20 protein-coding genes and 1 riboswitch are annotated in these 26,294 nt (G+C 58.3%); of the genes, 8 read left to right on the forward strand and 12 right to left on the reverse strand.

The annotated features are described in order from the left end of the window. Positions 1–35: 35 nt before the first annotated feature. Positions 36–2,756, reverse strand: a complete 2,721-nt coding sequence (locus ASD54_RS22370; protein ID WP_062556763.1) for an ABC transporter transmembrane domain-containing protein — start codon at positions 2,754–2,756, stop codon at positions 36–38. A 360-nt stretch (positions 2,757–3,116) separates the two neighbouring features. Between ASD54_RS22370 and ASD54_RS22375 the strand changes: the two genes are divergently transcribed. The 6 genes from ASD54_RS22375 to ASD54_RS22400 all read left to right on the forward strand — a co-directional run bounded on the left by ASD54_RS22375 (position 3,117) and on the right by ASD54_RS22400 (position 8,271). Beyond that, on the forward strand, positions 3,117–3,941 hold the full coding sequence (locus tag ASD54_RS22375; protein WP_062556764.1) for a transporter substrate-binding domain-containing protein: 825 nt from the start codon (positions 3,117–3,119) through the stop codon (positions 3,939–3,941). A 92-nt stretch (positions 3,942–4,033) separates the two neighbouring features. Beyond that, positions 4,034–4,675: an amino acid ABC transporter permease gene (locus tag ASD54_RS22380; RefSeq protein ID WP_062556765.1), complete on the forward strand. Its 642-nt coding sequence runs from the start codon at positions 4,034–4,036 to the stop codon at positions 4,673–4,675. Continuing rightward, positions 4,672–5,340 (forward strand): amino acid ABC transporter permease, encoded by a 669-nt coding sequence (locus tag ASD54_RS22385; RefSeq protein ID WP_062556766.1) that lies wholly within the window; start codon positions 4,672–4,674, stop codon positions 5,338–5,340. The genes ASD54_RS22380 and ASD54_RS22385 overlap by 4 nt, the downstream gene beginning before the upstream one ends. Then, entirely contained in the window at positions 5,337–6,128 is a 792-nt protein-coding gene (locus ASD54_RS22390; protein WP_062556767.1) for an amino acid ABC transporter ATP-binding protein, read from the forward strand. Before ASD54_RS22385 ends, ASD54_RS22390 begins: the two co-directional genes overlap by 4 nt. Before the next feature lie 5 nt (positions 6,129–6,133). Further along, positions 6,134–6,901, forward strand: a complete 768-nt coding sequence (locus ASD54_RS22395; protein ID WP_062556921.1) for a UTRA domain-containing protein — start codon at positions 6,134–6,136, stop codon at positions 6,899–6,901. A gap of 20 nt (positions 6,902–6,921) precedes the next feature. Beyond that, the gene (locus ASD54_RS22400) at positions 6,922–8,271 is read left to right on the forward strand and encodes an LLM class flavin-dependent oxidoreductase (RefSeq protein WP_062556768.1); all 1,350 of its coding nucleotides are present in this window, start codon (positions 6,922–6,924) and stop codon (positions 8,269–8,271) included. A gap of 33 nt (positions 8,272–8,304) precedes the next feature. On the opposite strand, the gene ASD54_RS22405 is transcribed toward ASD54_RS22400, so the two are convergent. The 9 genes from ASD54_RS22405 to ASD54_RS22445 all read right to left on the reverse strand — a co-directional run bounded on the left by ASD54_RS22405 (position 8,305) and on the right by ASD54_RS22445 (position 18,523). Next, positions 8,305–10,917 (reverse strand): DNA translocase FtsK, encoded by a 2,613-nt coding sequence (locus ASD54_RS22405; protein ID WP_156379348.1) that lies wholly within the window; start codon positions 10,915–10,917, stop codon positions 8,305–8,307. 294 nt (positions 10,918–11,211) lie between these two features. Then, a complete protein-coding gene (gene recX / locus ASD54_RS22410) occupies positions 11,212–11,772 on the reverse strand; it encodes a recombination regulator RecX (protein ID WP_062556923.1) in 561 nt (186 codons plus the stop codon). A 53-nt stretch (positions 11,773–11,825) separates the two neighbouring features. Then, a complete protein-coding gene (locus ASD54_RS22415) occupies positions 11,826–12,818 on the reverse strand; it encodes a TRAP transporter substrate-binding protein (protein WP_062556769.1) in 993 nt (330 codons plus the stop codon). Between the two features lie 13 nt (positions 12,819–12,831). Then, positions 12,832–14,550 carry a TRAP transporter large permease subunit gene (locus tag ASD54_RS22420; protein WP_082547354.1) on the reverse strand — a complete coding sequence of 573 codons (1,719 nt, stop codon included), beginning with the start codon at positions 14,548–14,550 and terminating at the stop codon, positions 12,832–12,834. Positions 14,551–14,606: 56 nt separating this feature from the next. Continuing rightward, positions 14,607–15,407 carry a bifunctional hydroxymethylpyrimidine kinase/phosphomethylpyrimidine kinase gene (thiD, locus tag ASD54_RS22425; RefSeq protein ID WP_062556771.1) on the reverse strand — a complete coding sequence of 267 codons (801 nt, stop codon included), beginning with the start codon at positions 15,405–15,407 and terminating at the stop codon, positions 14,607–14,609. Further along, positions 15,404–16,066 carry a thiamine phosphate synthase gene (gene thiE / locus ASD54_RS22430; RefSeq protein WP_062556772.1) on the reverse strand — a complete coding sequence of 221 codons (663 nt, stop codon included), beginning with the start codon at positions 16,064–16,066 and terminating at the stop codon, positions 15,404–15,406. Before thiE ends, thiD begins: the two co-directional genes overlap by 4 nt. Further along, positions 16,063–16,800 carry a hydroxyethylthiazole kinase gene (locus ASD54_RS22435; protein WP_062556773.1) on the reverse strand — a complete coding sequence of 246 codons (738 nt, stop codon included), beginning with the start codon at positions 16,798–16,800 and terminating at the stop codon, positions 16,063–16,065. The genes thiE and ASD54_RS22435 overlap by 4 nt, the downstream gene beginning before the upstream one ends. Then, positions 16,797–17,738: an ABC transporter substrate-binding protein gene (locus tag ASD54_RS22440; RefSeq protein ID WP_062556774.1), complete on the reverse strand. Its 942-nt coding sequence runs from the start codon at positions 17,736–17,738 to the stop codon at positions 16,797–16,799. The genes ASD54_RS22435 and ASD54_RS22440 overlap by 4 nt, the downstream gene beginning before the upstream one ends. Beyond that, the gene (locus ASD54_RS22445; RefSeq protein WP_062556775.1) at positions 17,735–18,523 is read right to left on the reverse strand and encodes an ABC transporter permease; all 789 of its coding nucleotides are present in this window, start codon (positions 18,521–18,523) and stop codon (positions 17,735–17,737) included. Before ASD54_RS22445 ends, ASD54_RS22440 begins: the two co-directional genes overlap by 4 nt. 120 nt (positions 18,524–18,643) lie before the next feature. Then, positions 18,644–18,747: riboswitch (TPP riboswitch) on the reverse strand. A 135-nt stretch (positions 18,748–18,882) separates the two neighbouring features. Here ASD54_RS22445 and ASD54_RS22450 point away from each other — a divergent pair. Next, positions 18,883–20,151: a DNA repair exonuclease gene (locus tag ASD54_RS22450; protein ID WP_062556776.1), complete on the forward strand. Its 1,269-nt coding sequence runs from the start codon at positions 18,883–18,885 to the stop codon at positions 20,149–20,151. Next, positions 20,151–23,618, forward strand: coding sequence for an AAA family ATPase (locus ASD54_RS22455; protein WP_062556777.1), 3,468 nt, complete (start codon positions 20,151–20,153; stop codon positions 23,616–23,618). Before ASD54_RS22450 ends, ASD54_RS22455 begins: the two co-directional genes overlap by 1 nt. Before the next feature lie 8 nt (positions 23,619–23,626). Here the strand turns inward: ASD54_RS22455 and ASD54_RS22460 are convergent, their stop codons facing one another. Both ASD54_RS22460 and ASD54_RS22465 read right to left on the reverse strand, forming a co-directional pair. Continuing rightward, complete coding sequence (locus tag ASD54_RS22460; RefSeq protein WP_162249605.1) at positions 23,627–24,745, reverse strand: glycoside hydrolase family 88 protein; 1,119 nt, start codon at positions 24,743–24,745, stop codon at positions 23,627–23,629. Between the two features lie 2 nt (positions 24,746–24,747). After that, positions 24,748–26,259, reverse strand: coding sequence for a glycoside hydrolase family 28 protein (locus ASD54_RS22465; RefSeq protein ID WP_062556924.1), 1,512 nt, complete (start codon positions 26,257–26,259; stop codon positions 24,748–24,750). Positions 26,260–26,294 lie beyond the last annotated feature (35 nt).

Genomic DNA, 26,294 nt, shown 5'->3' on the forward strand with positions numbered 1-26,294 from the left:
CCGCATGCCCCCTTCACGCGTCGGATGCCTCCACCTCAGGCAACCAACGATCTGAATATTCCACTGTCTCGATCCAGCGCCTCGAACGTCCCGTCCTCAGCGACCGTGCCGCGGTCGAATACAATCACTCGATGAAACAATCGTGACAGGGAAGTGTTAGAAAGAACCCAAATGACTGTCGGATCATTGTCCTGTTCCTTCAGGAAATCAATAACAGCCTTAACGATTTCCTCCTGAACGCGCCTGTCCAACCCCGGCAGAGCGCGGTTGAAGATGTAGAAATCGGAACGTCTCACCAACGCGCGGGCCAGGCTCAGCTTGTGGCGCTGCGTAAGGGTCAATCGGCGCCCTCCCGTTCCAACCTCGAAGTTCAACCCAAGAGCGATGAAGCTCTCGAACAGTCCCTTCTCGCGCATGATTTCGCCAGCGATTTTCCTGATCTTCGCCGGAGCATCTGCAACACGATGAGACAACTTTCCGAAAAGCACATTCTCTCGAAGTGTCGCCGCGGCCATGTAGCGGTGTGGATCATATCTCTCGATCCGGTCCCGCAGGTTCGCGGGCAGATTGGCGTAGAATTTGTCGCGCGCTGCCACCACCGCATCCATGATATCCTGCGTCAACACACCGAAGCGATAGCGCGGCTCGACATAGTGCAGACTGAGGCGGACGATGGAACGTGCCTCCTCTTCCGTTATGCCTGCTCCGGTGCGGGATTGCAGGCGCTGCAACAGCTGCTGATACTTGGCGATGTCCTCGGCGCTGACGCGGTCGAGTTGCTGGAAGAACGGATGTTCCGGCGGCAGATCTGCGAAGATTTCGACCAGATCGTCTGCGATCTTCAGACCCATCTCATAGAGCATGTCATAAAGACCGCTGACTTCGAGCACCTCGAACAGATACTCGCTTTCCGTCACATCGCCGTCGGCGCTGGACGAAATGCGCGTCGCAGCAAACAGAAGGTTTTCCGCAACAGTCGCTTCGGCGTTATAGGCCGCCGGGTCAAAATGGGCGACAATGTTCGAGAGCCCTTCAGCCTGAAGCGTTTCTCTCAAGGAATGACGCATCTCGACGATCCGCCCCGCCAGCGCCGGGTTTTCCTCCGGATCCAGATAGGAGTGCAGAGCAAGCTCCATGACATCCGGCGTCAGTTGAACAGCATCGAGCGCGCGCATGAGTGACTGTTTGAGATCGTCGTCAAAACCGCGCAAGACCGATGTCGAGCGGCGATCTATCCAGTCTGCATTGAGGTCGAACGCACAATTCCCGGCCAGTTCCGCCTCCCGGATCTCCCAGTTGCGATGAGTGGCTTCCTCGCCGCTATAGGACACGGTCGTCGTTGGCGCGTGCTTCAATCCATAAAGCAGATTGTCTTTCAGGCTGCCATGAAAGAAATAGCTGTCTGCCGAAGCATAGGTGACCTTGCGGCCCGACACAGCCTCCGGCAGTTCCAGCAAATCGGCATCGCCAAGACTAACGCGCCCGGAGGCAGGCCAGACAATACGGGCAAAGGATTCCGCCAGGCTTTCGCCCCCGTTGCCTGCATTGTCGATGATGGCAACGGTTTCGCCACGCTCGATCTTCAGCGTCACATTGTCGAGGGTCTTTGCGCCACTTCCGTCAATGACCGTCAGATTGTGGGCCGCGAGAACCGTACCCGCATAGGCAGGCGTGACGGGCTTCACCTCATGCAGGGACGGATCGACGAGTTGTCCTGGCTCAAATTGTTCCAGAACCTGCTCATACTTGACCTGAACGTCCTGGCGTGACTGATCCCAATCGATCAGTTCCTTCAGAGGGCCTGGCAGATCTTTGTAGGCGTTGATGACAGCAACCAGCTGGCCAACATCGAGCGATCCCTTGAGGGCGAAATAACCGCCGATGGAATAGAAAAGGAAGGGGGTCAGCTGGGAGAGGAAGTTATTGACGAATTTGACGAGAAACTTCCACTGATAGAGTTCATACCGGATCTTGTAGATATGGCCGAGCCGATGCGCGATATCCGCGCGCTCGTAATTGCTCGTGTCATATGTGTGGATCGTATCGATGCCGTCGACGATTTCTCCAACCTTGCCGGCAAGATGACGCGCCGTGATCTGCCGCTGACGTCCAAGATCAATCAACCGACGCCGCATTTTCGGAATGATGCCCACCTGAATGGCAACCATGACGAAGGCAATCATCCCGAGCGCGAGATTCTGGAGAAAAATAAAGAAGAGCGCCGCAGCAGCCTGCCCGCCAAGCATGACCGGTTGGACGAAAGCATCTCCGGTAAAGCCACCAAATGGCTCCACCTCGTCTTTGACCATCGTCGAGACTTCAGCCCCATGGGCCTGTTTCAAGGCACTGGGCGGAAAGCGTAGAACCCGATCCACCAGTTCGAACCGGATTCGTCTCAGCAGCCTTTCACCCAGCCGACCCTTGTAGGTGTTGATGTAGAATTTGAAGAGGCCGTTGACGATGACAAGAAACAGAAAGACGCCGCTCAAGGCCATGAGCATGGACATACGATCCAGCTCGAAGCCCTCGAAACTCCAGCTCAGATCGGTGAAGGGCACCGCGAGGGTGAACTCCATGAACAGCGCCGTGGAGTCCGCCGTTTCGAAACCGCTTCCCTGAATGGGGCCGTTGATGATCTGCTTCGGCAAATCGAACGCGGCGAAATAAGGCACCATCGAAAGCAGCACGATGGCCAGGATGAACACCTGCTGCCGCCGGGTATGCTTCCAGATATAGCGTAGTAGGTTGCGTTCCATGGGCGGCGTTTCATCGATCTCATCACAAACCGATTTACGGCCGAAGCACGAGACGGTTCAAAGAATGGACCTATACAAAGTCTTGTGCGTGCAGCCAATCGGATTGAAATGCCCCTACGAGGCCATCATGCCGAAAGTTTGGTCGGGTGTGTCCGTTTCGCTGCATGAGACGGAGGCAGGGTTCACCCCGTCTTTGAAGATCCCGAATTTGCACAAAATTTAGTCCTGCAAATATTATAAACAAAGCATTGACACGAACCGAATCCAGCGTTCTATTTGTATAGTCAAAAGAGACCGGAAACATCGGTCCGAGGGGAACAGCGCTGCGGGCAACCAAGCTCGAAAACGGGAGCAACCATCATGCTGAAAAGACATTTCCTCAAGGCGGCCGCCTGCGCCGCATTCTTCCTGGGCGCATCACTGAGTGCCCACGCCGAAGATATCCTTGCAAAGGCAAAAGCAGCCGGGACCCTCAAGGTCGGTACCGAGACGGCTTTCGCGCCATTCGATTTCATTGATGCCGGTACGCATTCGGGCCTCAATGTCGATCTGTTCGCCGAAATCGGCAAAGAGCTTGGCGTGAAGATCGAATGGGTAACGCTGCCATGGGAAGGCGTGTTGCCCGGCCTTGAAGCTGGGAAGTTCGACGTTGTTGCGGGACCAGCTACGATCACCAAGGCACGCATGGAGCGTTATCGCTTCACATCGCCGATCGCCGAGGCGACTGTGGCAATTCTCAAAAAGGCCGGCGCGCCCATCAGCAAGCCGGAGGATATTGCAGGCAAGGCCGTCGGCGTCGGCAAGGCGACGGCGCAGCTGGCTCAATTGACCGAATTTTCCGCAACATTGCCGACCAAGGTCGATATCCGCGAATATCCGGCCTTCAACGATGCCTATGCCGATATGGCGGCTGGTCGTATCGTTGCGGTCGCAAACTCGCTCCCGAACATCGCATTCGTCGCCAAACAACGGGCCGGCATGTTTGAAGTCGTGCAGCCACCTTTCGGAAAGAAGACCTATTTCGGGTATGTTGGCCGCAAGGATGCAGACTACGCTCCGCTAATGGACGCCATCGATGCTGCTCTCATCAAGATGAAGGGTGACGGTCGCATGGCAAAGCTTCAGGAGAAGTGGTTCGGTACGAAGTTCGATACGCCGGACACAGTCAAGGAACCCGCGATCTGACAACGGGATCGATGAGGAACGGCTTCGATGGATCCTGAGCCGTTCCATTTCTCAGCTGCGCCTTCCCTGGCGCGACTGCTCCGGGTGAGCCTATGACGTTCAAGCTCTTCAACCTGCTGGTACAGGCTTCGGTCTGGACGATCGGCATCAGTGCCATTTCAATCGCGATCGGCTTCATCCTGGCTCTTGGTTTGTCTGCAGCGCTCTTGTCGGCACGAAAACTTTACCGGCGCCCTGCGGAGTTCTTCATCAGCTTTTTCCGAGGTGTGCCTCTCCTTGTGCAATTGCTGCTGATTTATAATCTGCTGCCCTTCATCGGCTTGAATGTACCAAGCATTGTCGCCGCCATCGTCGGGATGTCACTTTGTACCGCAGCCTATCAGGCGGAGAACCTACGTGGCGGTTTCGAGAGCGTACCGAAGGGCTTCATCGAGGCTGCCGACATGGCAGGTCTGTCCCCCCGGCAGATTTTCATGCGCATCAAAGCGCCTATTGCGCTCAGGTTGACGTTCCCGGCCCTTGTAAATGAGGCCATCATGATCCTCAAATCTTCTTCGCTGGTCTCGGTCGTAGGCATCGTGGAGATCACACGCATGGCTCAGGATCTCGCATCCTCAACCTACATGCCAATCGAGATCTTTTCGTCTGCCGCCATCATCTACCTGGCGATTTGCTCGATCGTTGCGATGACAGGCAAGTATGTCGAACGCTCTCTTCCGGGAGCTACAAAATGATGTTGGATCCAAACGTCATCCTGCGTCATATGCCAGAAATCATGAGTGGTACGGCGGTCACGCTGGCGCTCTGGATTGCAGGGATGTTGCTGGGCGTCATTCTGGGTTTCATTATCGCCACCCTGCGGCGCTACGGAAGCCCCCTGCTCGACGTGCCGCTGGGTCTGATTGTCGAAGTGTTGCGCGGAACGCCGTTCCTGATCCAGATTTTCCTCGTCTACTACGGCGGTCCGTTCATTGGCATATCGCTGGATCCGATACCCTGCGGACTGCTGGGCCTGAGCATTTATGCGGCCGCCTATTATTCCGAGATATTCAGGGCAGGATATGGGGCAGTGCCGCATGGTCATGTCGAAGCAGCAGAATGTCTCGGTCTGTCACGGTTGCAAATCATCCGCCGCATTCTGCTGCCTGAGATGGCGCTGATCGTGCTGCCGCCCTCGGTCAATCTTGCCGTGATCCTCTTGAAGGAGTCGGCAGTCCTGTCGATCATCACCGTGCCGGAGCTCACGACGACTGTCAGCGCGATTGGCTCGCAGGAATATGCCTTCCTCGAGGCCATCTTCCTTCTCGCCCTGATTTACTGGTTCATCGTGGAAGCCGCTGCCCGCCTGGGACGAGCGGCCGAAGCTCGACTTTCGACCTACAGGTTTGCCGCACCATGACGCTACCCGCCATTTCCGTTCAAAATCTCGTCAAGCGTTTCGGCACATCGACCGTTCTCGAAGGGATCAACCTGACGATTCCGGCGGGACAGGTCTCCTGCCTCATTGGTCCGTCCGGCTCGGGTAAAAGCACGCTGTTGCGCTGCCTCGCATTTCTTGAGGAAGCGAGCGAAGGCATGATCACCGTGAATGGAGAAGCTCTCGGCTTCTTCGAGAACAGTCGCGGCGAACGCGAAAGACTGCCGCTTGCGCAGATCCGGCGTGTTCGCTCGCAGATCGGCATGGTCTTCCAGCAGTTCAATCTCTGGCCACACATGACGGCGCTTGGAAATGTTGCTGAAGCTTTGAAGACCGTGCACAAGGTGCCGAAGGCCGAGGCTGAAGAGCGCGCATTGGCGCAGTTGACAAAAGTAGGCCTTGCGAACCGCGCGGGCCATTACCCGTCCCAGCTTTCGGGCGGACAACAACAGCGCGTTGCAATTGCCCGCGCACTTGCACTGCAGCCCAAGATCATGCTGTTCGACGAGCCGACTTCCGCACTGGACCCCGAACTCACTGGCGAAGTTCTCAACGTCATGCGCGACCTTGCCACCGAGGGGATGACCATGGTCGTCGTAAGCCATGAGATCGGCTTTGCCGCGACTGTAGCGCAGCAGATCAGCTTCCTCGATCAGGGCCGGATCCTGTTTACGGGTGCGCCAGGGGACGTTTTTGCCAAGCCGCGCCACCCGCGCCTTGAGCAGTTTCTGGATACTTATCTCGATCGCGGCGCATCCATGCTGGTATGACATCAATGGATACGATCCCGGATCCTGCTCGAAGAGATACAAGCGGCAATCGCGACTCGCTGCATCAGCGGATCATGCGCGACATAGAGCAACGCATTCTCTCTGCGGAATGGATGCCCGGAGACCGGATCCCCTCCGAACAAGCCCTCACAGAACAATATGGCTGTTCCCGGATGACCGTGAACAAGGCTCTGACACAACTGGCTCAGTCTGGCCTCATCCTGCGGCGACGCAAGACCGGAAGCGTCGTCAAGCGACAGGATACGCGAACCGCAATCCTCGCCATTTACGATGTGGCCGATGAGGTGAAGTCGCACGGTCTGACCTATCGTTACACCATCTGCGAGCGTCTCCAGCGTCACCCAACGATGCAGGAAACGACCTGTCCCGGCTTTCGGGAAAAAGAGGCCCTCCTCGCGCTCACCGTGCTACATCTGGCCGACGACGAGCCTTTTTGTCTCGAAGAACGGGTCATCAGTCTTTCCGCTGCCCCAGACGCCGCAGAGGAAAGTTTTGCGGACCTTGCACCCGGCGCGTGGTTGCTCAATCACGTCGCCTGGACCTCCGGCGAGCACAGAATCTCTGCCGAAAGCTCCAACGCACGTGTGTCCAAGCTGCTCAAGGTCACCAAGGGCTCGGCGCTCCTCGTGGTTCAACGCCTGACCTGGCGGCAAGGTGAGCCTGTCACCCGTGTTCGGCTAAACTATCCGGGCCATCAACACAGACTGACCGCTGACTTTACACCCATCCAGGGCTTGCGCCCGAACTCCTGAACACCTTTGGAGCACAGACCATGGCACGTCCAGACAAACTGAAACTTGGTACATTTGTCTATACATTCGGTTTTAATCCGGCCGCGTGGCGCCACCCGGCGGCAGATGTGCATGGCGCGAACCGGATCGACCATCTCCTGAACGTGGCCAAAATCTCGGAAGCGGCGAAGTTCGACTTCATGTTCCTGGCTGACTCCCCGGCGGCAGCCATTGGAGATGCCGAGGCGCTTTCCCGTTCTCCGACGAAGATGAACCGCTTCGAACCTCTGTCACTGATATCGGCGCTGTCTGTTCTGACCGAGCGACTGGGTTTTGTCGCGACGGCATCCACGAGTTTCTACGAGCCATTCAATCTGGCACGCATTTTTGCCTCTATCGACCACCTGAGCGGCGGACGCGCCTGCTGGAATGTGGTGACTTCCGACCACGATGAAACCGGCTATAACTACAATTTCGACGGACTTCCGCCACACAGCTGGCGTTATGAGCGCGGTGAGGAATTCGTCGATGTCGTGTTTGGCCTCTGGGACAGCTTCGAGCCGGACGCGCTCGTGCTCGATAAGGCCTCCGGGCTCTATTATGACAAGAACAAGCTGCATGTGCTGAACCACAAGGGCAAGCACTTTCAGGTGCGGGGTCCGCTCAACATCGCAGCATCTCCGCAAGGTCGCCCCGTCATCGCCCAGGCGGGTGGCTCGGAGCCCGGCATGGAACTGGCCGCCAAGACCGCCGAAATCGTTTTCAGTCTTGCCTCAAACCTGCAGCGCAACAAGGCGTTTGCGGAAAACGTCAAGGGGCGCATGGCGAAATACGGTCGTAGCACCAGTGACCTGAAGATGATGCCGGGCGTCGTCATCAATGTCGGCGCAACGAAAGCGGAAGCGCAGGCGAAGGTGGATTTTCTCATCGACAATCTGCATCCGGATGTTGGCCGCTGGATGCTGGGCGAGTTCCTGGAAACGGACCTATCCGGCGCACCGCTCGACCAGCCGTTTCCGATGGAACGCTTGCCCGCCGAGCCCAAGGGTTCGAAGGCGCTGTTCGAGGAACTGACGGATTACATCCAGCAAGGACATACGCTGGGAGAACTCATCCGCCATTATGCCGAGAAAAGCACAGGCAACGGGATCACCGGCACGCCCACGGAAATCGCGGATTTCATGGAAGAATGGTTCGAGGCGGGTGCAGCCGATGGCTTCATTCTGATGTGCCCTACACTACCGGCAAGCCTGACCGATTTCGTGGAACTGGTCCTGCCGGAACTGCGCAGGCGCGGGCTCTTTCGCGAAGAGTATGAAGGAAAGACATTGAGGGAAAATCTGGGCCTCTCCATGCCGCAGAACCGCTATACGGCGGCCGGCAACGCGTGAGAACAGGGGTGGCGCAAGGCCACCCCGTCCAATTCAACCCTCGTCAGAACCGGGCGTGCGCCCGGAAATGATCTCGCGCTTGCCGACATGGTTTGCAGGACCGACCAGGCCCTCTTGCTCCATCCTTTCGACCAGTGAGGCCGCACGGTTGTAACCAATGGACAGGCGGCGCTGGATGTAGGAAGTCGAGCACTTGCGGTCTTTCATGACGACCTTGATCGCCTTCTCATAAAGATCGTCGCCTTCTTCCGCACCCATGTTGGTCCGGTCGAACACTGCGCCTTCTTCCTCGGCCTCTGCTTCGATCTCGCTCTCATCTTCGGTGACGGTGCCGAGATAGTCAGGACGTCCCTGCGCCTTCAGATGCGTCACGACATGTTCGACTTCCGCATCGGAGACGAATGGTCCGTGCACGCGCATGATGCGTCCGCCCCCTGCCATGTGCAGCATATCGCCCTGCCCCAACAGATGCTCGGCACCCTGTTCGCCCAGAATGGTGCGGCTGTCGATCTTGGAGGTGACCTGGAAGGAAATGCGCGTCGGGAAGTTTGCCTTGATCGTGCCGGTGATGACATCGACCGACGGACGCTGTGTCGCCATGATCAAATGGATGCCTGCCGCACGCGCCATCTGCGCCAGACGCTGGATGGCGCCTTCGATTTCCTTGCCGGCCACCATCATCAGATCAGCCATTTCGTCGACGATGACGACGATATACGGCATCGGCGAGAGATCGAGTTCCTGATCTTCGTAGACGATCTCGCCAGAATGTCTGTCGAAGCCTGTCTGAACGCTGACGGTGATCGTCTCGCCCTTCTCCCGTGCCTGTGCTGCCCGCTGATTGTAGCCATCGATATTGCGAACACCGAGGCGCGACATCTTGCGATAGCGGTCTTCCATCTCGCGAACCGCCCATTTCAGCGCCAGAACGGCCTTCTTGGGATCGGTCACGACCGGGGTCAGCAGGTGCGGAATGCCATCATAGACAGAGAGTTCCAGCATCTTGGGGTCGATCATGATCATGCGGCACTCTTCCGGACGAAGCCGGTACAGCAGCGACAGGATCATGGTGTTGATGGCAACCGACTTGCCAGAGCCGGTGGTACCAGCGACCAGAAGGTGCGGCATCTTCGCCAGCTCGGCAATGACAGGCTCGCCACCGATCGTCTTGCCCAGGCACAGCGGCAGGCGATGCTTGGTCTCCCAATAGTCCTCGCACTCGATGAGTTCGCGGAAGAAGACCATTTCGCGCACAGCGTTTGGCAGTTCGATGCCAATGACGTTACGTCCGGGGACCACGGCAACGCGCGCCGAAAGTGCTGACATCGAACGGGCGATGTCGTCGGCCAGACCGATGACGCGGGATGACTTGACGCCCGGTGCCGGTTCGAATTCGTAAAGCGTTACCACAGGACCGGGGCGAACATCGATGATTTCACCCTTGACGCCGAAATCCTCCAGAATGCTTTCCAGAAGGCCCGCGCTCTGCTGAAGCGCATCAGGCTGCAGCGCCTCGGTCTGCTGTCCATAGGGCTGCTGCAAAAGAGAGATCGGCGGGAACTCGTAATTCTCGTCGCTCGGACGCACGGTGCGATGATCGTCAAGGCCCGGAAGCGTGATGGTTGGACGCGATGAAATCGGTACGATGGTTCTGTGCGGCTGAGCCACCTGTGCAACAGGCGGTTCAAACACCACTTCCGGAACAGGCGCGGCAATTTGGGATTCCGCGGCAATTTCCATCGCCTGAGATGTCGCTTCAGCAATCAGCGGAAGATCATCAAGCGAATGAGCGCCCTGCCAGACCGTGGTCCAGTTGAAGGAAACGGTATTCGAAATCGTCAATTGATTGGCAACAGCGACATAGGGTGCAACCGGTTCAGCAGCCGAAACCTGCGGAGCCGGGACCGGCTCGCTTGCGGCAACTGTTTTCTGCGGCTCTGCACGCCGAACCTCGCGATAAAGGGAAACGATCGAATTTTGCAATGCCGGGCGTGGCTGGCGAATGACTTCGGCAGGACGACGCGGCAGGAATGGTGTCGCGACAGGAGCAGAGGTCACAGCGACGTCGGCCACCGCAAAATCCCCCTCGAAGAACGCAAAATCGGAAAGCCAAGGCAGACTGGTTTCCGGCTTTGCAGTCATCGGCGGTGCCAATTCCGGCTGAACGGAAACCTCAGGGCTCTGCGGCGCTGATGGCTGCACCGCTTCGGCAACAGGTGCCGGGGCCTCGGCTGGCGCTACATCCGGCTTCTGTTCGGCCTCTTCCGGCTGATAGTTCGGGCGCGCACGCTTCACGATCAGGGCTCGTGGTGATGGCTGCGGCCGGACCTTGGGCTGAACCGGTTGCTGGTTGGCAACAGGCTGCTGCATGGCTTGCGCTGCGCCCTGCAGCGCATTGACGAGGAGTTCCGGTGCAAGTGTTTCCGCCGCCGCTTGGGGCTTTGCCATATCGAGCGGTTCAACCAGACGGCTTTCCGCCGCGGGCTTGCGCTCTTCCGGCGCCAGCGGTGAGAGCTCATTACGCATGCGCTTGGGAATAGCGCTCTCCGGTGTGCGGGTAAAGCGAACATTCGGCGCCAGCTTGAATGCGGCCTGCCACGGCGCCTGATCCAGCGGCACCTGCGGCGGGCGCTGAGCGGTCGTCATCCGGTTATCCCGAACGGGCTGACCCTGCGGATCCGGCTCCACAGAGGGTTCGTTCTGGAGGGAATTGGGGAAGTTGTTTCGATTGAATTGCATGATACCGACCGCGTACAAAATGGCATCACTATGAGTAAAAAATAAAGGTTAATGGCTCCTTTAGATCGAAGTCGAGGCGAGCTTGCAGGGCGGCGAAATTTGCCCATCAAAATCAAGGCGGCGGAGCACCATATACCTGAATATAAACAATAATTTTTCGACGCTTTTTCGGTCGGCCGCGTTCACTTTTTCTCTTTGCGTCTACCCGAAGGATTGCTCTGAGAGCAGGTCTTCCGCCTCATCGCGATCCATGGCGAATACCTTGGCTCCAACCTCGAACGAAAAACCCTGGCGGGCAAAGGCCGACAGCTCTTTCGCCTTCTGCTTGTCATCCAGCTCCGTACGTCTGAAGGGTCCAAAGGCACGGCGGCGGGCATAGATGACGGCTGCCACGAGGTCGTTTGCTTCGCTCACCGCCTCGTCGGCAATTTCGCGGGCCACACCCTTCTGCACCAGCGTCTGGCGGATTGCCTTCTTCGATTTGCCGGCGCGTTGCGACGAACGCGTCCGAATATCGGCATAGGCGTTGTCGTCCAGCGCCTTCACGTTGTAACCAAATGCGACAGCTTCCGCTGCCAGAGCAGTTATTTGCTCCGCAGTAATACCTTCGAATTTTTCGCGCGCCTTGCGTGCAATAGCATCGGCCAACTGTCGCTCGGTCATCATCCGCTTCGAAAGACGGTAGGCCGCAGAATTCTTGGCCCAGGCCAGCATGCGTGGCGTGGGCTTCGTATCCTGCTCTTCACTTTGACTCGTTTCCATCATCCCGTTCTATCGGATTGGAAGCTGATCTGTGAAGCAATGAACACGGAGATTCAGGCCGAGGCTATGGCCTCGATCTTTTGCATGCCGCCAACGATGGCACTGAATTCATTCCAGACGGATCTGGCGCCGTTTCTCCAGGCATCCAGGTTTTCCGGCTGGATTACCTTTCCACCCTTTGCAGCAGCCTGTTCCATGGACCGAGCCTCATCCTCGACAATCAGCCGATTGAAGTACTCCGCACCGTCCTGCGCAGCCTTGGTCAGAACTGCCTGCTCTTCCGGGGACAGCCCGCCCCAGAAACTCGCCGCAAAATAGACCACGCCCGAAGCGCGGATGTGGGCGGTCTCCGTCAGGTACGGCACGACCTCATAGAGCTTGAACCCGGCATAGGCCGACTTCGTCAGATCCATGGCATCCGCCACGCCGGTCGAAAGCGCGTTATAGGTTTCCGTGATCGGAATACCGATGGGAGAAGCGCCATAGGCACTCCAGAGCTTGGTATGGAGCGGGCTTTGAATGACCCGGATCCGCTTGCCGCGGAGGGCATCCGGCGACGTGATCGGCTCCTTCGTGAGCAGATGACGGGCGCCGTAGTCTATGAACGCAGATGCTATGAAATTCTGTGTCGCGAGTTTCGCTTGCAGCTCCGATCCGGTTGCTCCTGTGACGACCCGGCGAAGATGTGCCGGATCCTTGAACAGGAAGGGTAGATCAAGGATCTGAAGTTCTGGTACCCAGCCGGAAAGAGCCGAAACGGTCGAGAGGCTTGCCTGTACGGAACCGAGGCGGCTCGCCTCTGCCACTTCCTTCTCCCCTCCCAGCGCGCCGTTCGGCACGATGTTGAAGCGGAAGCGCCCGGGCAGTTTCGTTTCAACCTGCTGTGCGATAAAGCGCCAGATCTTTGTCTCAGGCTTGTCCTCGCCAAGGAGAGAGGCAACCGTGATCGTCGTCGTTTTGGCGGCTGCCGATCGCGCCAGAAACGGTGCCGCCAGCGCAGCGGTCATGGTGCTCTTCACAAAAATACGGCGCGAAATGGAAGACATGTTCTGAGACCTTTCAGAAAAGCAACGTGCCGAGGCACAGTAAAAACACGGATACAAGCAGCGCAGCCAGATAAGGCAGGACGGCGCGAAACAGTTGTGACGCGGGAACGGACGTTACGCCCGAGACGACATAGATGAGCATGCCGAGTGGCGGGGTCAGGCCATGGATCATCAGGTTGACGACCAGAATGACACCGAAATGGATCGGATCGAGACCGGCTGCGGCAGCCGCCGGAACAAGGATAGGACCAAGCAGCAGGATCGCTGCGCCAATATCAAGCACCAGACCGGCGACCAGCAGAACAAGATTCGCCATCAACAGAACGAGCACCGGCGAACTGCCGAGCGAATGAACGATTTCCGTCAGCGAAGCTGCCACGCCATCGACGGCAAGCAGAAAGGCAAACGGTGCGGCAGAGCCGATCAACAGACCGATGGCTCCCGCCTCCAGAGCCGACTGACGGAAACAGGACCAGATACGGCTTGAAGCCGAACGCGCGGCGAACGACAGCAGAAGCGTGAAGCCTGCAGCGAGCGCTGCGGCCTCCGTCGGCGTCACAATGCCAAAGCGGATTCCGGCAACGACGATAATACCCAATCCAAATGCGGGAATTGCACTTTTGGCCGCACTCCACCTTTGCCGAGTGCTCGCCTTCTGCATGGATGGACCGGCCTTCACGGACAGGCTTATCGCAATCGCCAGACAGAGCGCCATCAGACCTCCCGCGAAAAATCCTCCGGTCAGCAGCGAACCGACCGAGAGATTTGTCGCCGCGGCCAGCAGCAGGAATGCAATAGAGGGCGGGATGACATTGTCGAGCACGGAAGAGGCAGCGATGATCGCTCCCGCCTGCGCAGGCGGATAGCCATTTTTCACCAGTTGCGGCTGAAACGTGGAAGCTCCAAAGGCGGCATTCGCGACGGATGAGCCTGACGCGCCCGAAAAAATGACACTGGTCAAAAGGACAGTCTGCGCCAGTCCTCCCTTTCGATGACCGACAAGGGAAGCAGCGAAGGTAACCAGTCGCTCCGCGGTGCCGGAAACCGTGAGCAAGGCACCGGCCAGCAGAAAGAAGGGAATCGACAGGAGCAGGAAGCGCGACATTCCATTGATGGCAGAAGACACGAGTGCCGGTTCCGGCAATACACCTCCGAATAACGGAGCGAAACAGGCGGCTGCGAGGAAGGCATGTGCCAGTGGTGCCGAAACCAGGAGCCCGACCCCGGCGATCAACGCCATAAAAAGGCTGGGCGGCCAATCACTATCAACCGTCGCGATCTTCGATGACCCATAAAGCAGTCCGGCAATCACCAGCGAAACGAACAGCCCTCCTATCCTACCGGTAAGCACGCGATCGCAGCAAAGCATGGCGAGCAATAACACACCACCGGTGACGAAGAAGGAAAACCGGATCCATTCCGGCAGCCCAAGCGTGGGCGATACCCCACCAATCGCTGAAATGCTGGACAACGCCCCATTGACCAAAGCCAGCCCGGCTGTAACCGAGACTGCGTCGGCAGCGACATCGAAGGTCGTTGCGAACGAGGCTGGCAGCCATCGCCGCAAGACATCGAAACGCATCGAAAGGGGTCCGCGATAGGCAAGCGGGATCGCCAAGGCAATCAGCGCAAGATGCAGCCAGATCGCCAATTCTTCCTGCCCGAGAAAGCCGGTCCGGAACAGGTAGCGGGCGGCAACATTGGCCAGCACCAGCACGAGCAGGACTGCCATGAGGCCTGCAAGCGCATTCCCCAGCGACCGCTCCAGCCTATCCCGAAAGCCCGCAATCAAGCGGGCCACCAGCCATGGAAGTGATGGACCGGCCCCCGGCCTGAACCAACCTTCAACGCCACGCCCGCCTTCAAGGCAGCATGAAGATAAGATTTCGCGGATTTGGCGGCATCTTCGAGGGAGGCTCCCTTTGCCAGTTCCGCGGCCAGCGCGGCAGCCAGCGTACAGCCGGTTCCGTGATCATTGGTGGTTTCGATCCGCTCTGCTGTCAAAACCACTGTCTGGTCAGCGGTGATCAGGAAATCCGTACTTTCAGCCGAACTGCCATGCCCGCCTTTGATGAGAACGGCCTTTGCGCCAAGGGACAAGATCGCCCTCGCCTGCACCTGCATCTCATCTGCGTTTTTGGCAACCGGCTTGCCTGTCAGCAAGGCTGCTTCGGGCAGATTGGGGGTCACGACTGCAGCGAGCGGTATAAGCCGCGTTCGCAACGTTTCGATCGCGTCTTCCCGCAGCAGTCTATCGCCAGAGGTGGCAACTATGACCGGGTCGACAACGACCGGACCCGCAAAGGCGGCGAGTTCGTCGGCGATGGTTGCGATAGTTTCACTGCGCGAAACCATGCCGACCTTCAGGGCGTTGACCGGAAGATCCGAAAAGACGGCTCGCATCTGTGCTGCGATCGTGGCGGGTGATATGTCTTCAACGGCTGTCACACCGCGGGTGTTCTGCGCCGTGATCGCTGTCACAACACTGGCGCCATAAACTCCGAGTGCGGAAAAGGTCTTCAGATCAGCCTGAATACCTGCGCCGCCCCCGCTGTCTGATCCGGCTATGGTCAGGGCAATGGCAGTCATCGTGCTTTATCCTTCAAACTTGCATCCACAGCCTTGCGAAAGGATGCGGTCGCTTCGGCAATATTCGGCGCCCTGAACAGGGCGGAAATGGCCGCAACACCATCTGCCCCCTGCGCGATGACCGAGCCGATACGCTCCATCGAAATTCCCGCAATCGCTCCGACCGGCAGAGACGGGTTCAACTGACGGATCTGGTCACGCAAGGCGCGCAGACCTTCCAGGCAGACTGGTGGATCGGGGTTGACCTTCGAAAGCGTTTCGAACACGCCGCCGATGCAGGCGTAATTGACAGGCGCGCTTCCCGCATAGGCGGCATCGACAGGTTTCTTGACCGTCACGCCTATGATCGCATCCGGCCCCAGCAAGCGACGGGCCATTTCGGCATCCATGTCCTCTGCGCCCAGATGGACACCATCGACACCAGAGGCGATCGCGACATCCACCCGATCGTTGATGACGAGTGGAACCCCTGTTCCGGCAATCGCCTGCCGGATGGCCGAAGCCCGCTCGATCATCAGCCGAGTTGACGCGGATTTGTCGCGATACTGCAGAATAGTGGCGCCGCTCTTCGCAGCAATCGCTGCCAGTTCCGGCAGGTGACCGACATCGCTTAAGGATGCGTCGACAATGGCGTTCAATCGATAGTCTACCTGCCTCATGCTTCGATCCTTGCCCGTTGATTAAGTTCATGCTCGTCCAGCGAGGCTAGTGCATCGAGGAAGGCAGGTTCGAATGTTCCGGGTCCCTGTGCATGGGTGGCAGCGATCTCGGCGGCACTGCCGGTGACGGACAGCGCGCAGGCCGCAGCAGTCAAGGCATCGGGCTCAACTGCCATGAAGGCGGCAATGATGCCACCCGAGAGGCATCCGGTACCGGTAACCTGCGCCATCCAGGGATGACCGTTGCGGATCGAAACACGCCGTTCGCCATCAGCCAGTTCATCAACCGGCCCAGTCTGGATGCGAAGGCTGGCGCGCGTATCGCATATCACGCTCATCTCTGCCCGATTGCCGCGCACGATAGTGGGACCGAGCGAAATGAGTTCGCGAGCGAACTCCAGCCTGCCCGGTGAATAATCGCAATGGACCGGATCCATGATCCACGGCTTGCCGCTGGCATTCGCGATATCGACTGCGATACGAATCACGGCCCGACGCTCAGCATCTAATGTGCCGAGATTGATGGTCAGCGCATCGGCCTTCGCCACGAAATCGGCGATTTCATCGCGGGACGAAGTCATTGAAGGTATGCCGCCCACGACAGTGATACCATCAGCAGTAAACTTCTGGACCACGGTATTCATCAGGCAGTGAACCCGCGGCCGCTGGGCGCGAACACGGGCCAGAATCGCGCCGGCATCTACAGCAGTCGGCTGCCGCTTGACGTCACTCATTTCAGCTCCACGGCAATATCGTCCACAGCAGGCGCCTTGGGGATCAAGCCACTCTCGGCCATGAAGGTGCCAAAGCGCTGATAGCGGGTACGGTCCAGCGCCGCAGGCCGTTTGGCAAGACGTGGCAGCGTGTCGACGAAAGCCTTCCGGTTCAGCTCATTGTCCAGATCCGGATAGGCTTTGAGGAAGAGGCCAAGAGCCTCATCCGGATGATTAGTCAGATAAACTGCGGCCTTTTCCACGGCCTGGAGAAAGCGCGGGAGACGGGGATCGGCAACAAGCTGTTTGCGGGTCACGAAAACGAGCTCGTCGTACACCGGCACGCCGTGCTCCTCGGGAAAGAATGCCTTGCCCTCATGTCCTTCGATCCGCATCTGGGTCAGCTCGAAGTTTCGAAAACCGCCAATCGTGGCGTCCACTTTCCCGGCGATCAGGCTTGGCGAGAGCGAGAAGTTGACATTCACGAGTTCGACGTCAGAGAGTTGAACACCCTCCCCGGCCAGCATGCGCTTCAACATTGCATCCTCGAAACCGGAAACGGAAAAACCGATCTTCTTGCCTCTGAGATCCTTGAGCGACTTGATCGGGCCGTTGGCCAGCACCGTCACCGTGTTCAGCGGGGTCTCGACCAGCGTACCGAAGCGCACCAGAGGCAAGCCGGCGGCAGTATCGAGATAGAGGTTGGGTTGATAGTGGATGCCGATATCTGCCTCGCCTGTCGACACCAGACGCGGGACGGCAGAGGGATCCGCCGGCGGAATGAGCTTCACCTCAAGCCCTGCATCCGCAAAATAGCCCTTCTGCTGTGCCACAACCAGCGGCGCATGATCCGGGTTCACGAACCATTCCAGCAAAACATTCAGCTTGTCTGCGGCATAGGCAGACGCAGGCACGGCAAGGGCAGCCAGCGCGACGAGCGCTGCAAGAAAGCGTTTCATGAAGAAAGTCCCGATTTGAATTTGGCAAAAGAAGGAGTTGAGTGATTGAGCTCGCGCGCCCAGGGAGCAAGGCCCACCGTCAAGCGGTCCACCCCGAGACGGAGAGCCAGCGTGTAAAGCGCCAGCACGCCCATGGCGGCAAACATCACATCGGTCTGAAGACGCGCATTGGACTGCATCATGACAAAGCCAAGCCCTCCCGCCGCGCCTACCCATTCGCCAACAACCGCGCCCAGCGGGGCTAGCGGAGCAGCGATCCGCAGACCGGAAATCAGGGATGGAAGTGCCAGCGGAAGGCGTAGATATCGCAGTGTTTGCCAGTGGCTCGCCTGCGTCAGCGCCGCGGCATCCAGCATGGCGCCATCAGTTCTGCGCAAGCCATCGTAGAACGCAGATGCCACCGGAAAGAAGATGATGATGACGGTCATCGCCACTTTCGAGGCTATCCCGAACCCGAACCAGATGACCAGCAATGGCGCGAGCACAAAGACCGGAAAGGCCTGGAGGACCAGCACAAGCGGCCACACGATCTGCCCAGTCCTTGGAAAGGCTGCAACAGCGAGCGCCGTGCCAGCACCGAGCAGCGCACCCAGAACCAATCCAACAAGAATCTCGCTAGCCGTCAGCAGGCTGTGATGGAGGAGAAAGCCTGTCTGTTTCAGATAGACATCCAGCACTGCCATGGGCGTTGGCAAGAGATAGCGCGGCGGCTCCAGAAGAACGATGACACCCTGCCACACCAGCAGGAGAAGAATGACAGCAAGCAGCGTTCGTTGAACCGTCATGCGCGCCACTCACGGCGTCGCGACGTCCAGCAGTCAAACATGTCGGCAGGGCAATATGCCACGGCCCGCTCCCCGATCATCACATTCGATCAGGATCAGCGGATGAAGCGAAGCAGCGCTTTGCGAGCGATTTTCCGTTCCTACGCCGGCATGACCCGGATCAGGTTCAAGGGTCCGGCTCACCGCCATCTCAGCACCGTACAGGTGCTCCCCTCGGAATTTGCGCTGAATATGGTGAGAAACCAGCCGTTGTCAACGAAAAGTAGGATGGATGGAAATCGCTAGCCCATACCGATTCATGGTTGTGTGCAAAGATCGATAGGCGTTGAATGCTGATACTATTCCGGCTAGACCGGAGCATGGCTTTCAGGTTCGTACATACAGCCGACATCCACCTCGATTCTCCGCTGCGTAGCCTTTCACTGCGCAATCCGGAGCTGGCAGAACTCATTGGCGATGCCACACGGCAAGCGCTTGTGCGTATCGTCGATCTCTGCCTTGAAGAGAGGGTCGATGCGCTGATCATCGCCGGAGATCTTTACGACGGCGACCAGACCTCGATGAAGACTGCGCGATTCCTGGCGACGCAGATGCAGCGGCTGCATGAGGCGAATATCAACGTCTTCAAGATCCGCGGTAATCACGATGCTCTATCCCGCATCACCCAGGAACTGGTACTACCGCCTTCGGTCAAAGTATTTTCCGGGCGCGCCGAAAGTGTTGAATTGAACGCCGGGAACCACACGGTCGTCATCCAGGGCCTCAGCTTTGCCAAGCCACAGGCTCCCGAAAGCCTTCTGCCGAAATACAAACCGGCAGTTTCCGGCGCAATCAACATCGGCATCATGCATACGAGCCTCGCTGGCGCGCCAGGCCATGATCTCTATGCACCTTGCTCCGTCGGCGAACTGCATGCCTCCGGCTTTCACTACTGGGCTCTTGGCCATATTCACCAGCGGACGCATCACGCCGGAGAACGAACGGTCATCATGCCCGGCATGCCGCAGGGGCGTGATATCAACGAGGCAGGAGAAAAAAGCGTCACGCTGGTGACTGTTCAGGACGACGGTAGTCTGACGATCGAAGAACGCCTCACGAGCATTGCACAGTTCTCTCGCATCGACGTCGATGTGTCAGGCCTGACGGAATGGACCGATCTCGCCGAACACATCAGCTCCACTCTGGAGCGTGAAAGAACGCGTACTCTCTCCAGTCATCTCGTTGCGCGTCTGCGTCTGATTGGCGAAACGCCTCTGGCCTGGACGATGCGCCGTGACATGGATCTGCTTCTGGCTGAAGCCGAACAGCGCGCGGAAAGGACCGGACGGGTCTGGATCGAAAAGCTTGAGCTGGATGTGCGCCTACCGTCGGCGCCTGTCGGCGCGTCAGGTGGAGATCCAGTGGTTGAGCTCAAGGAGATTATTCACAGTCAGGTCATCCCCTCGGCGGGTTACAGGGAACAGGTGCGCGAGCTCGTCACCCAGCTTCTTGATGATCTTCCCGCAGAAGCAAGGCAGTTTGCGGGAAAGGATACCGAAAGTTTCGACAGCCTCGTCGATCAGCTGATCACACAAGGTAGCGAAGACATCCTTTCCCGACTGGCCGCCGTTGATCGGGAGAAGAACTGATGCGTCTTTCCCGGCTCGATCTCACGCGCTACGGCAAGTTTACCGATCGTGTGCTCGACTTTGGAGCACGTCGCGAAGGTTTGCCTGATCTGCATATCGTCTACGGTCTCAACGAGGCGGGAAAGTCAACGGCATTCTCCGCCTATCTCGACCTGCTGTTCGGTATTCCTGACAAGAGCTCCTACGATTTTCTGCATGCCTATAGCGCCATGCAAATTGGCGGGCGGTTGGAGATCGACGGTCGCGGACAGGATTTCATTCGCATCAAGAAGCGGACAAACGCACTCCTCGATCACTCTGGTCAACCACTGCCGGAAGCCGTTATTGCATCTGCACTGGGCGGGCTGACGCGCGACTCCTACAGAGCCATGTTTTCTCTGGATGAGCATTCGCTGCAGGATGGCGGACGTGCGATTGTTGAAAGCAAGGGTGATCTGGGGGAGCTTCTGTTTTCCGCAAGCGCGGGCCTTGCCGAACTGAGCCGCGTTTTGAACGCAACCGAAGAAGAGGCTTTCGCCTTCCACAAGAAGCGAGCCCGCACCACGCAACTGGCCGATTTGAAGCAACGACTGGCTGGGTTGAAGGCGGAGCGGGACGAGATCGACACCTATGCCCCGGCCTTCGCCGGCCTTGTTTCGACCCGCGATCAAGTCCAGAAGAATTACAGCGCAGTCCTTCAAGAACTTTCAGGCGCGCAGGTCGAGGCGTTAAGATTACAGGCGGAGTTGCGGGCGCTGCCTTTGCTGCGCGAACTGCGGCGCACGGAAGAAGCTCTGGCGCCCCTTGCAGATCTTCCGCGTCCGCCCAGAGAATGGGCCGCCCTTCTTGCCGAAGCTATGCGCGATGAAACGCAGCTGGAAACAGAGAGGGCCGGTCTTGCGGCATCTATCGAGCGCCTTGAAAATGAGATTGCGGCAATTGCGATCGACACGAAGATCCGCGATGCAGCAGATGCAATCTCTGCGCTGACGGTGGAAAAGGCGCGCCATATCACCGGTGTGAAGGATCTTGAGAAACGGCAGTTTGAGCTGGCCGAAAGTCAGGCACTTCTGCAGCAGGCTCTGCGGGCTCTCGGCAAAGAAGGTGAAAATCAGCCTGAGACGCTTATCCTTTCACCGGCCCTCACGGGCAAGCTTCGCGATTTGATCGAAACCCGATCTGGCATCAGTGCGACGTTGAAGACCGTTCAGCGCGAAGTTGAACGCATTGAAGCCGCCATTGAACTTGCCGCCGTAAAACTGGCGGACCATTCCTCGTCCGATCGTGATGAGAGAAAGGACCGGCAGGTGACCGCGGTCCTCGAGCGGCTTCGCAAAAGCGACACTCGTTCCCTTATCACGTTGGAGAAACGGGGATTGGAGCGACTACGGCGGCAGGTAGAACAGACCGCGACCGCTCTTCTGCCCTGGGAGGGGACCGCCGACGAGCTTAGGTCTCTGAGAGTGCCCGAACCTCGGCAGATGGAGGCTTGGCGTCAGCAGTCTGCGGAGTTGGACCGGCAGACGGCCCGCATGAAGGAAAGCCTGCGCGAAACCCGCACGCGGCTTGCGGAGACGGAGGCGCGTCTTGCTGCATCGCGTAGCGAGGCGGAAAATTTTGATGACGCATCCGCCGCCGCGCTACGCCAGCGTCGAAACGAGGCATGGCAGCAGCATCTAAGGAGTTTAACTCCGGAGACCGCGCAGGCCTTCGACGCCTTGATGCAAGAGTACGACAAGGTCAACGACAGCCGTCTTTCCCACTCCGGGGAGTTGGTTGAGTGGCGGCGGCTGCGGCAAGAGCGGCAGGCGCTCGCGGTGAAACTACGGGAGACCGAAGAGGCTCTCGCCGAGATCAGCCAGGAACGAACGGATCTGTTGCATCGTCTGATGGAGGTACTGCCTTTCGAGCGTGGAAAGGAAGCTGACATCCCGGCTGTGATCTCATGGATCGAAGGTTTCTCCAGAGCGCGGGCAGACTACCTTTCCGCTTACGACAGCTGGGCCGAAGCCAACGATAAAGTGGAGGAGTTACAGGAAACGGAACGGCAGCAGCTAGAAGAACTGAACCTGCTGCTTTCGGATATTCCAGACATTCAAACTTCACCAGCTGATTTCGAGGGCAAACTCGACACCATCAGCCACTGGCTGGCTGCAGGTCAGGAACAGGCCCGGGAGCGGCACCAGCAAGCGAACAGACTTGGCGAGCTGAAGCGTGATTTGAGTGAGCGCCAGCAGGATCTGGCGAACGCGCGCCAGGCGCAAGATGAATGGCACGCAGAGTGGACCAATGCGCTGAACAGGACGTGGTTCGCGGACGAGACGGACCCCGCCGCGGTGCGCGGCATTCTCGATCGACTGGCAGATCTGCCCCGTCTCATTGGACAGCGCGATCAGCTGGCCCATCGCACGGAACTGATGGCACGGGACATTGCGCGGTTCACAGAACAGGTTCGAGAGCTTGGCGCATCTGTCGGCTGGACTGAGACTGATGAGGATGTGATCGCCCTTGCCGGCCGACTGGAACGTGGCAGACAAGAAGTGGAACAGCTGCAATTGCACCGGCAGTCCCGGATGGCCGATCTTGGAAGGCAGAAGGAAGCGCTGGAAGCTGTCGATCTAAGGCTTGCGGCCCATGCATCGCGCAAGGCAGAATTCACGTCATTCTTTGGGGTCGAAAGTCTTGAGGCCGTCAGCCAACATCTGGAGCGGGCCGCAGAGCGCGACAGGTTGGACGTACGCGCGGCCGAACTTCGCCATCAACTGCTAGACATGCTGTCTGTGAATAGCCTGGATGATGCTGTTCGCATGCTGACTGACCTGGATGCAGAACGCGCGGCGTCGGATGTTCAACAGTTGACGCAAACGATTGAGAACCTGTCTCAGCGATCGCGCGAACTTTACGCAGAACTGACGCGTGCGCAGGACAAGATCGACGCGGTTGGCGGCGATGATGCCGTGGCTCGCCTTGAAGCACGACGCGCGACCATCATTCTCGATACTCAGGATCAGGCCCAGCGTTATCTTCGGTTGCGCGCTGGCACCATGGCTGCTGAGACTGCATTGAGCCTTTATCGTGAGAAACACCGCAGTTCGATGATGACCAAGGCCTCTGCTGCGTTCCGGCAGATGACCCGAAATGAATATTCAGGCCTCAGCACCCAGCCCGATGGCGGCAAGGAAATTCTGATCGGCGTAACGAGGGATGGAGGCTCCAAGCTATCGGATGCCATGTCGACCGGTACGCGCTACCAGCTCTATCTGGCACTGAGACTTGCGGGCTACGAAGAATTCGCGGCCGTTCGCCCGTCCATTCCCTTCGTCGCTGACGACATCATGGAAACATTCGACGAACCGCGTTCCGAGGAGGTTTTCCGGCTGTTCGGACAGATGGCGACCATGGGTCAGGTGATCTATCTGACCCACCACCGGCATTTATGCGATATTGCAAGATCCGTGGTTCCCGATGTTCAGATCCACGAATTATAGGCAAACGGCTATGCAGTTATCCTATCCTGCCCTGCCATGGCATCGCCCGCGCTGACGAATTCCGAATAGGCCATCATAAGCGGTGCAACGCCCTTGATGTCGTCATCGCGCAAAACCTCGGTCAGATAGTACTCAGGCGTACCGTCCCGGTAATTGCCATCGAAACCACCAAGCCCGGCCACGCAGCAGATGTTGCCGAGAACCGTTCGGCCATCTGCGTTCTTGATCATGGCGTTGGTCATCAACCCATCCAGAGCTTTCTGACCGGTATCTGCCAAAGCGGGTGAAAGTCCGGGCAGGCGCGCAGCCTTCATGTACGCATAGGCCAGCATCGCCGTTGCGGAACTCTCTGCATAGTTGCCGGCGAGTTCCGGCTGGTCGATGACCTGCAGCCAGCGACCATCGGGAAGTTGCAGTTCCTGTAGCCGCAGCAGCAGGGACAGCAACCTGGCAGAAAGCTGATTGGTGGAAGCTCCCGGTGGCAAGGCATCGATCAGATCGACAAGCGCCATGGCCAACCAGCCAAGGGAGCGTCCCCAATGTGCGGGTGAAAGACCTGTCGCCGGATCTGCCCATTTCTGTTGCCGCGATTCGTCGTAGCCGTGGCGATAGAGATTGGCATCCTTGTCTTCAGTCAGGCGAAGAGCCGTCAACATTTCGCCAAGTGCCTGCTCGGCAAGCCTGGACTGCCGAGCGGCAGCCGCATATTCCGCCTTGAATGGCAAAGCCATGTAAAGGCCGTCCAGCCAGACCTGATGCGGGTAGCGCAGCTTGTGCCAATGTGGTCCGGCCTCAATCCTGGGATGCTTTTCCAGCTGTTTCGCCAGCAGATCCGCCGCCTTGCGATAGCGATCGTCGCCGGTGCGCCCCGCAAGGTAGAGAAACGCACGACCGGGAAGCACGTTGTCGATGTTGTATTCGTCAACTGTGTAGCCAGCCAGTTCCCCGTTTGGGCCGACCTGAGCGTCTGCGAGCCGCTTCAGATGACGGAACCAACGCTCCTCGCCCGTTGCCTCGTGCAGCATGATGAGACCGCGATAAAGACAGCCGTCTTCGTAGCAGGAGGCTCCTCCCTTGTAGAGGCTGTAGTCTCGGGCATAGGCGTCGAAATAGTCAGGCAGGTTGATGTTCATGCGGAAACACTCTGCAAAGAAGGAGTCAGGACGATCCCATCACGGCGATCGAATGCGGCATTTTCGGCAATGATCCCGCCATGACGAAGGGGGATGAAGCCGCAGGCCATGTCCGGCACATCCGGTTTGGCATTCGGATCGAATGTGAACCGATAGTTCTCGATTGAGATTCCTGTCACGGGCGCTTCTGGCAGGCCATAAAATGCGGCTGCGGCAGTGCCCACGTTGTCCGCCACGACATTTCGAAGATGAATTCCGGATATCTTCGGCGTAGCATCGGTAACAGGAAGCGGCGAGCGGGATTGAACGTAATCGGACTTTCCGTCCGCGTCACAGAAGTAAAATGCGTTGATCACGAGCGGCGTTGCAACCCGGTCCATGTAGCAATCATCCAGTGAGATATTGCTCACCTGACCACCGCGTCCGCGCCGGGTCTTGATGCGTAGGCCGCGGTCGGTTTCCCGCAGAGAACATCTGCGGATGGTAACGTCGCGCACCGTGCCGCTCATTTCGCTTCCGATCACGACGCCGCCATGCCCGCGCTGCATATGGCAATTCTCGATGAGGATGCCTTCACAGGGTTGGTCCAGTCCACCTTTCGGATCCCTCTTGCCCGCCTTGATGGCGATACAGTCATCGCCGACGGAGAAATGAATGCCCGCCAATCTGACATCCCGGCTGCATTCCGGGTTCAAACCGTCGGTGTTGGGCGAATGGGGATCGTTGGATATGCGCAGATCCGCAGCCAGAAAGTCCCGACAGAAGACGGGATGAACTGTCCAGGAGGGTGAATTGCATATCGTCAGACCGGTCACTTGCACATGGTCGGAATGCGAAACGAACAGCGTGCGGGGACGCCGGGCGCCATCGCGGGTTTCCTTCGGCCACGTCCACCAATCGGCCGCATCGGCGCCACCGTTGATCAGCCCGGCTCCGGTGATGTTCAGTTTCTGGCAGTCGATGGCAGTAATGAGACTGGCAAAGCAGGCTTCCGCCACCCCTTCCCAGGTTCCAAGAACCCGACCATCGGCATGGCGTGCAGGCAGGATAGGATAGTGCTTCCGGTTTTCATGACCCAGCAGAACAGCACCTTGCTCCAGAAGCAAAGTCATATTGCTCTTCAGAAACAGAGGCCCTGAGCGGAACGTACCAGCGGGAATGACAAGGGTGGCATCATTCGGAAGCGTATTGATCGCCGCCTGTATGCGTGGCGCATTATCGTCCAGTTCCGGTGATGCTCCCTCGTCGACGATGTTGACGAGCCTGCTCTCCCTACTGGTATTGATGTCGAGCTCGTCTTTGTCGCACACAAGTCGATATCGTGTCGAAGGTTGCAGGTCGTAGATCGTGAATACGGCCTGATCGGCAACTCCGGTGGCAACGGTCTCATTCTCATCGTTGATGAGACGCCAGTTCACCAATGCGGGCAGGAAAAAGTGGCTCTGTTCGGCATCAATGCTGATAGTCGCCGTGCGGGTGCTCACGGCAATCAGCGCTAGTCGCGACATGGACAGGTCCTCGGAAAACGGGAGATCGGCCCCGC

It is taken from the genome of Rhizobium sp. Root149, from assembly GCF_001427345.1.
In the GTDB taxonomy this organism is placed as follows: Bacteria; Pseudomonadota; Alphaproteobacteria; order Rhizobiales; family Rhizobiaceae; genus Neorhizobium; species Neorhizobium rhizoryzae.

Coding starts and splice junctions, on each gene's coding strand:
- ASD54_RS22370 (WP_062556763.1), bottom strand. CDS start 2,756: ATGGAACGCAACCTACTACGCTATATCTGGAAGCATACCCGGCGGCAG.
- ASD54_RS22375 (WP_062556764.1), top strand. CDS start 3,117: ATGCTGAAAAGACATTTCCTCAAGGCGGCCGCCTGCGCCGCATTCTTC.
- ASD54_RS22380 (WP_062556765.1), top strand. CDS start 4,034: ATGACGTTCAAGCTCTTCAACCTGCTGGTACAGGCTTCGGTCTGGACG.
- ASD54_RS22385 (WP_062556766.1), top strand. CDS start 4,672: ATGATGTTGGATCCAAACGTCATCCTGCGTCATATGCCAGAAATCATG.
- ASD54_RS22390 (WP_062556767.1), top strand. CDS start 5,337: ATGACGCTACCCGCCATTTCCGTTCAAAATCTCGTCAAGCGTTTCGGC.
- ASD54_RS22395 (WP_062556921.1), top strand. CDS start 6,134: ATGGATACGATCCCGGATCCTGCTCGAAGAGATACAAGCGGCAATCGC.
- ASD54_RS22400 (WP_062556768.1), top strand. CDS start 6,922: ATGGCACGTCCAGACAAACTGAAACTTGGTACATTTGTCTATACATTC.
- ASD54_RS22405 (WP_156379348.1), bottom strand. CDS start 10,917: ATGACGACCGCTCAGCGCCCGCCGCAGGTGCCGCTGGATCAGGCGCCG.
- recX (WP_062556923.1), bottom strand. CDS start 11,772: ATGGAAACGAGTCAAAGTGAAGAGCAGGATACGAAGCCCACGCCACGC.
- ASD54_RS22415 (WP_062556769.1), bottom strand. CDS start 12,818: ATGTCTTCCATTTCGCGCCGTATTTTTGTGAAGAGCACCATGACCGCT.
- ASD54_RS22420 (WP_082547354.1), bottom strand. CDS start 14,550: ATGGCAGTCCTGCTCGTGCTGGTGCTGGCCAATGTTGCCGCCCGCTAC.
- thiD (WP_062556771.1), bottom strand. CDS start 15,407: ATGACTGCCATTGCCCTGACCATAGCCGGATCAGACAGCGGGGGCGGC.
- thiE (WP_062556772.1), bottom strand. CDS start 16,066: ATGAGGCAGGTAGACTATCGATTGAACGCCATTGTCGACGCATCCTTA.
- ASD54_RS22435 (WP_062556773.1), bottom strand. CDS start 16,800: ATGAGTGACGTCAAGCGGCAGCCGACTGCTGTAGATGCCGGCGCGATT.
- ASD54_RS22440 (WP_062556774.1), bottom strand. CDS start 17,738: ATGAAACGCTTTCTTGCAGCGCTCGTCGCGCTGGCTGCCCTTGCCGTG.
- ASD54_RS22445 (WP_062556775.1), bottom strand. CDS start 18,523: ATGACGGTTCAACGAACGCTGCTTGCTGTCATTCTTCTCCTGCTGGTG.
- ASD54_RS22450 (WP_062556776.1), top strand. CDS start 18,883: ATGGCTTTCAGGTTCGTACATACAGCCGACATCCACCTCGATTCTCCG.
- ASD54_RS22455 (WP_062556777.1), top strand. CDS start 20,151: ATGCGTCTTTCCCGGCTCGATCTCACGCGCTACGGCAAGTTTACCGAT.
- ASD54_RS22465 (WP_062556924.1), bottom strand. CDS start 26,259: ATGTCGCGACTAGCGCTGATTGCCGTGAGCACCCGCACGGCGACTATC.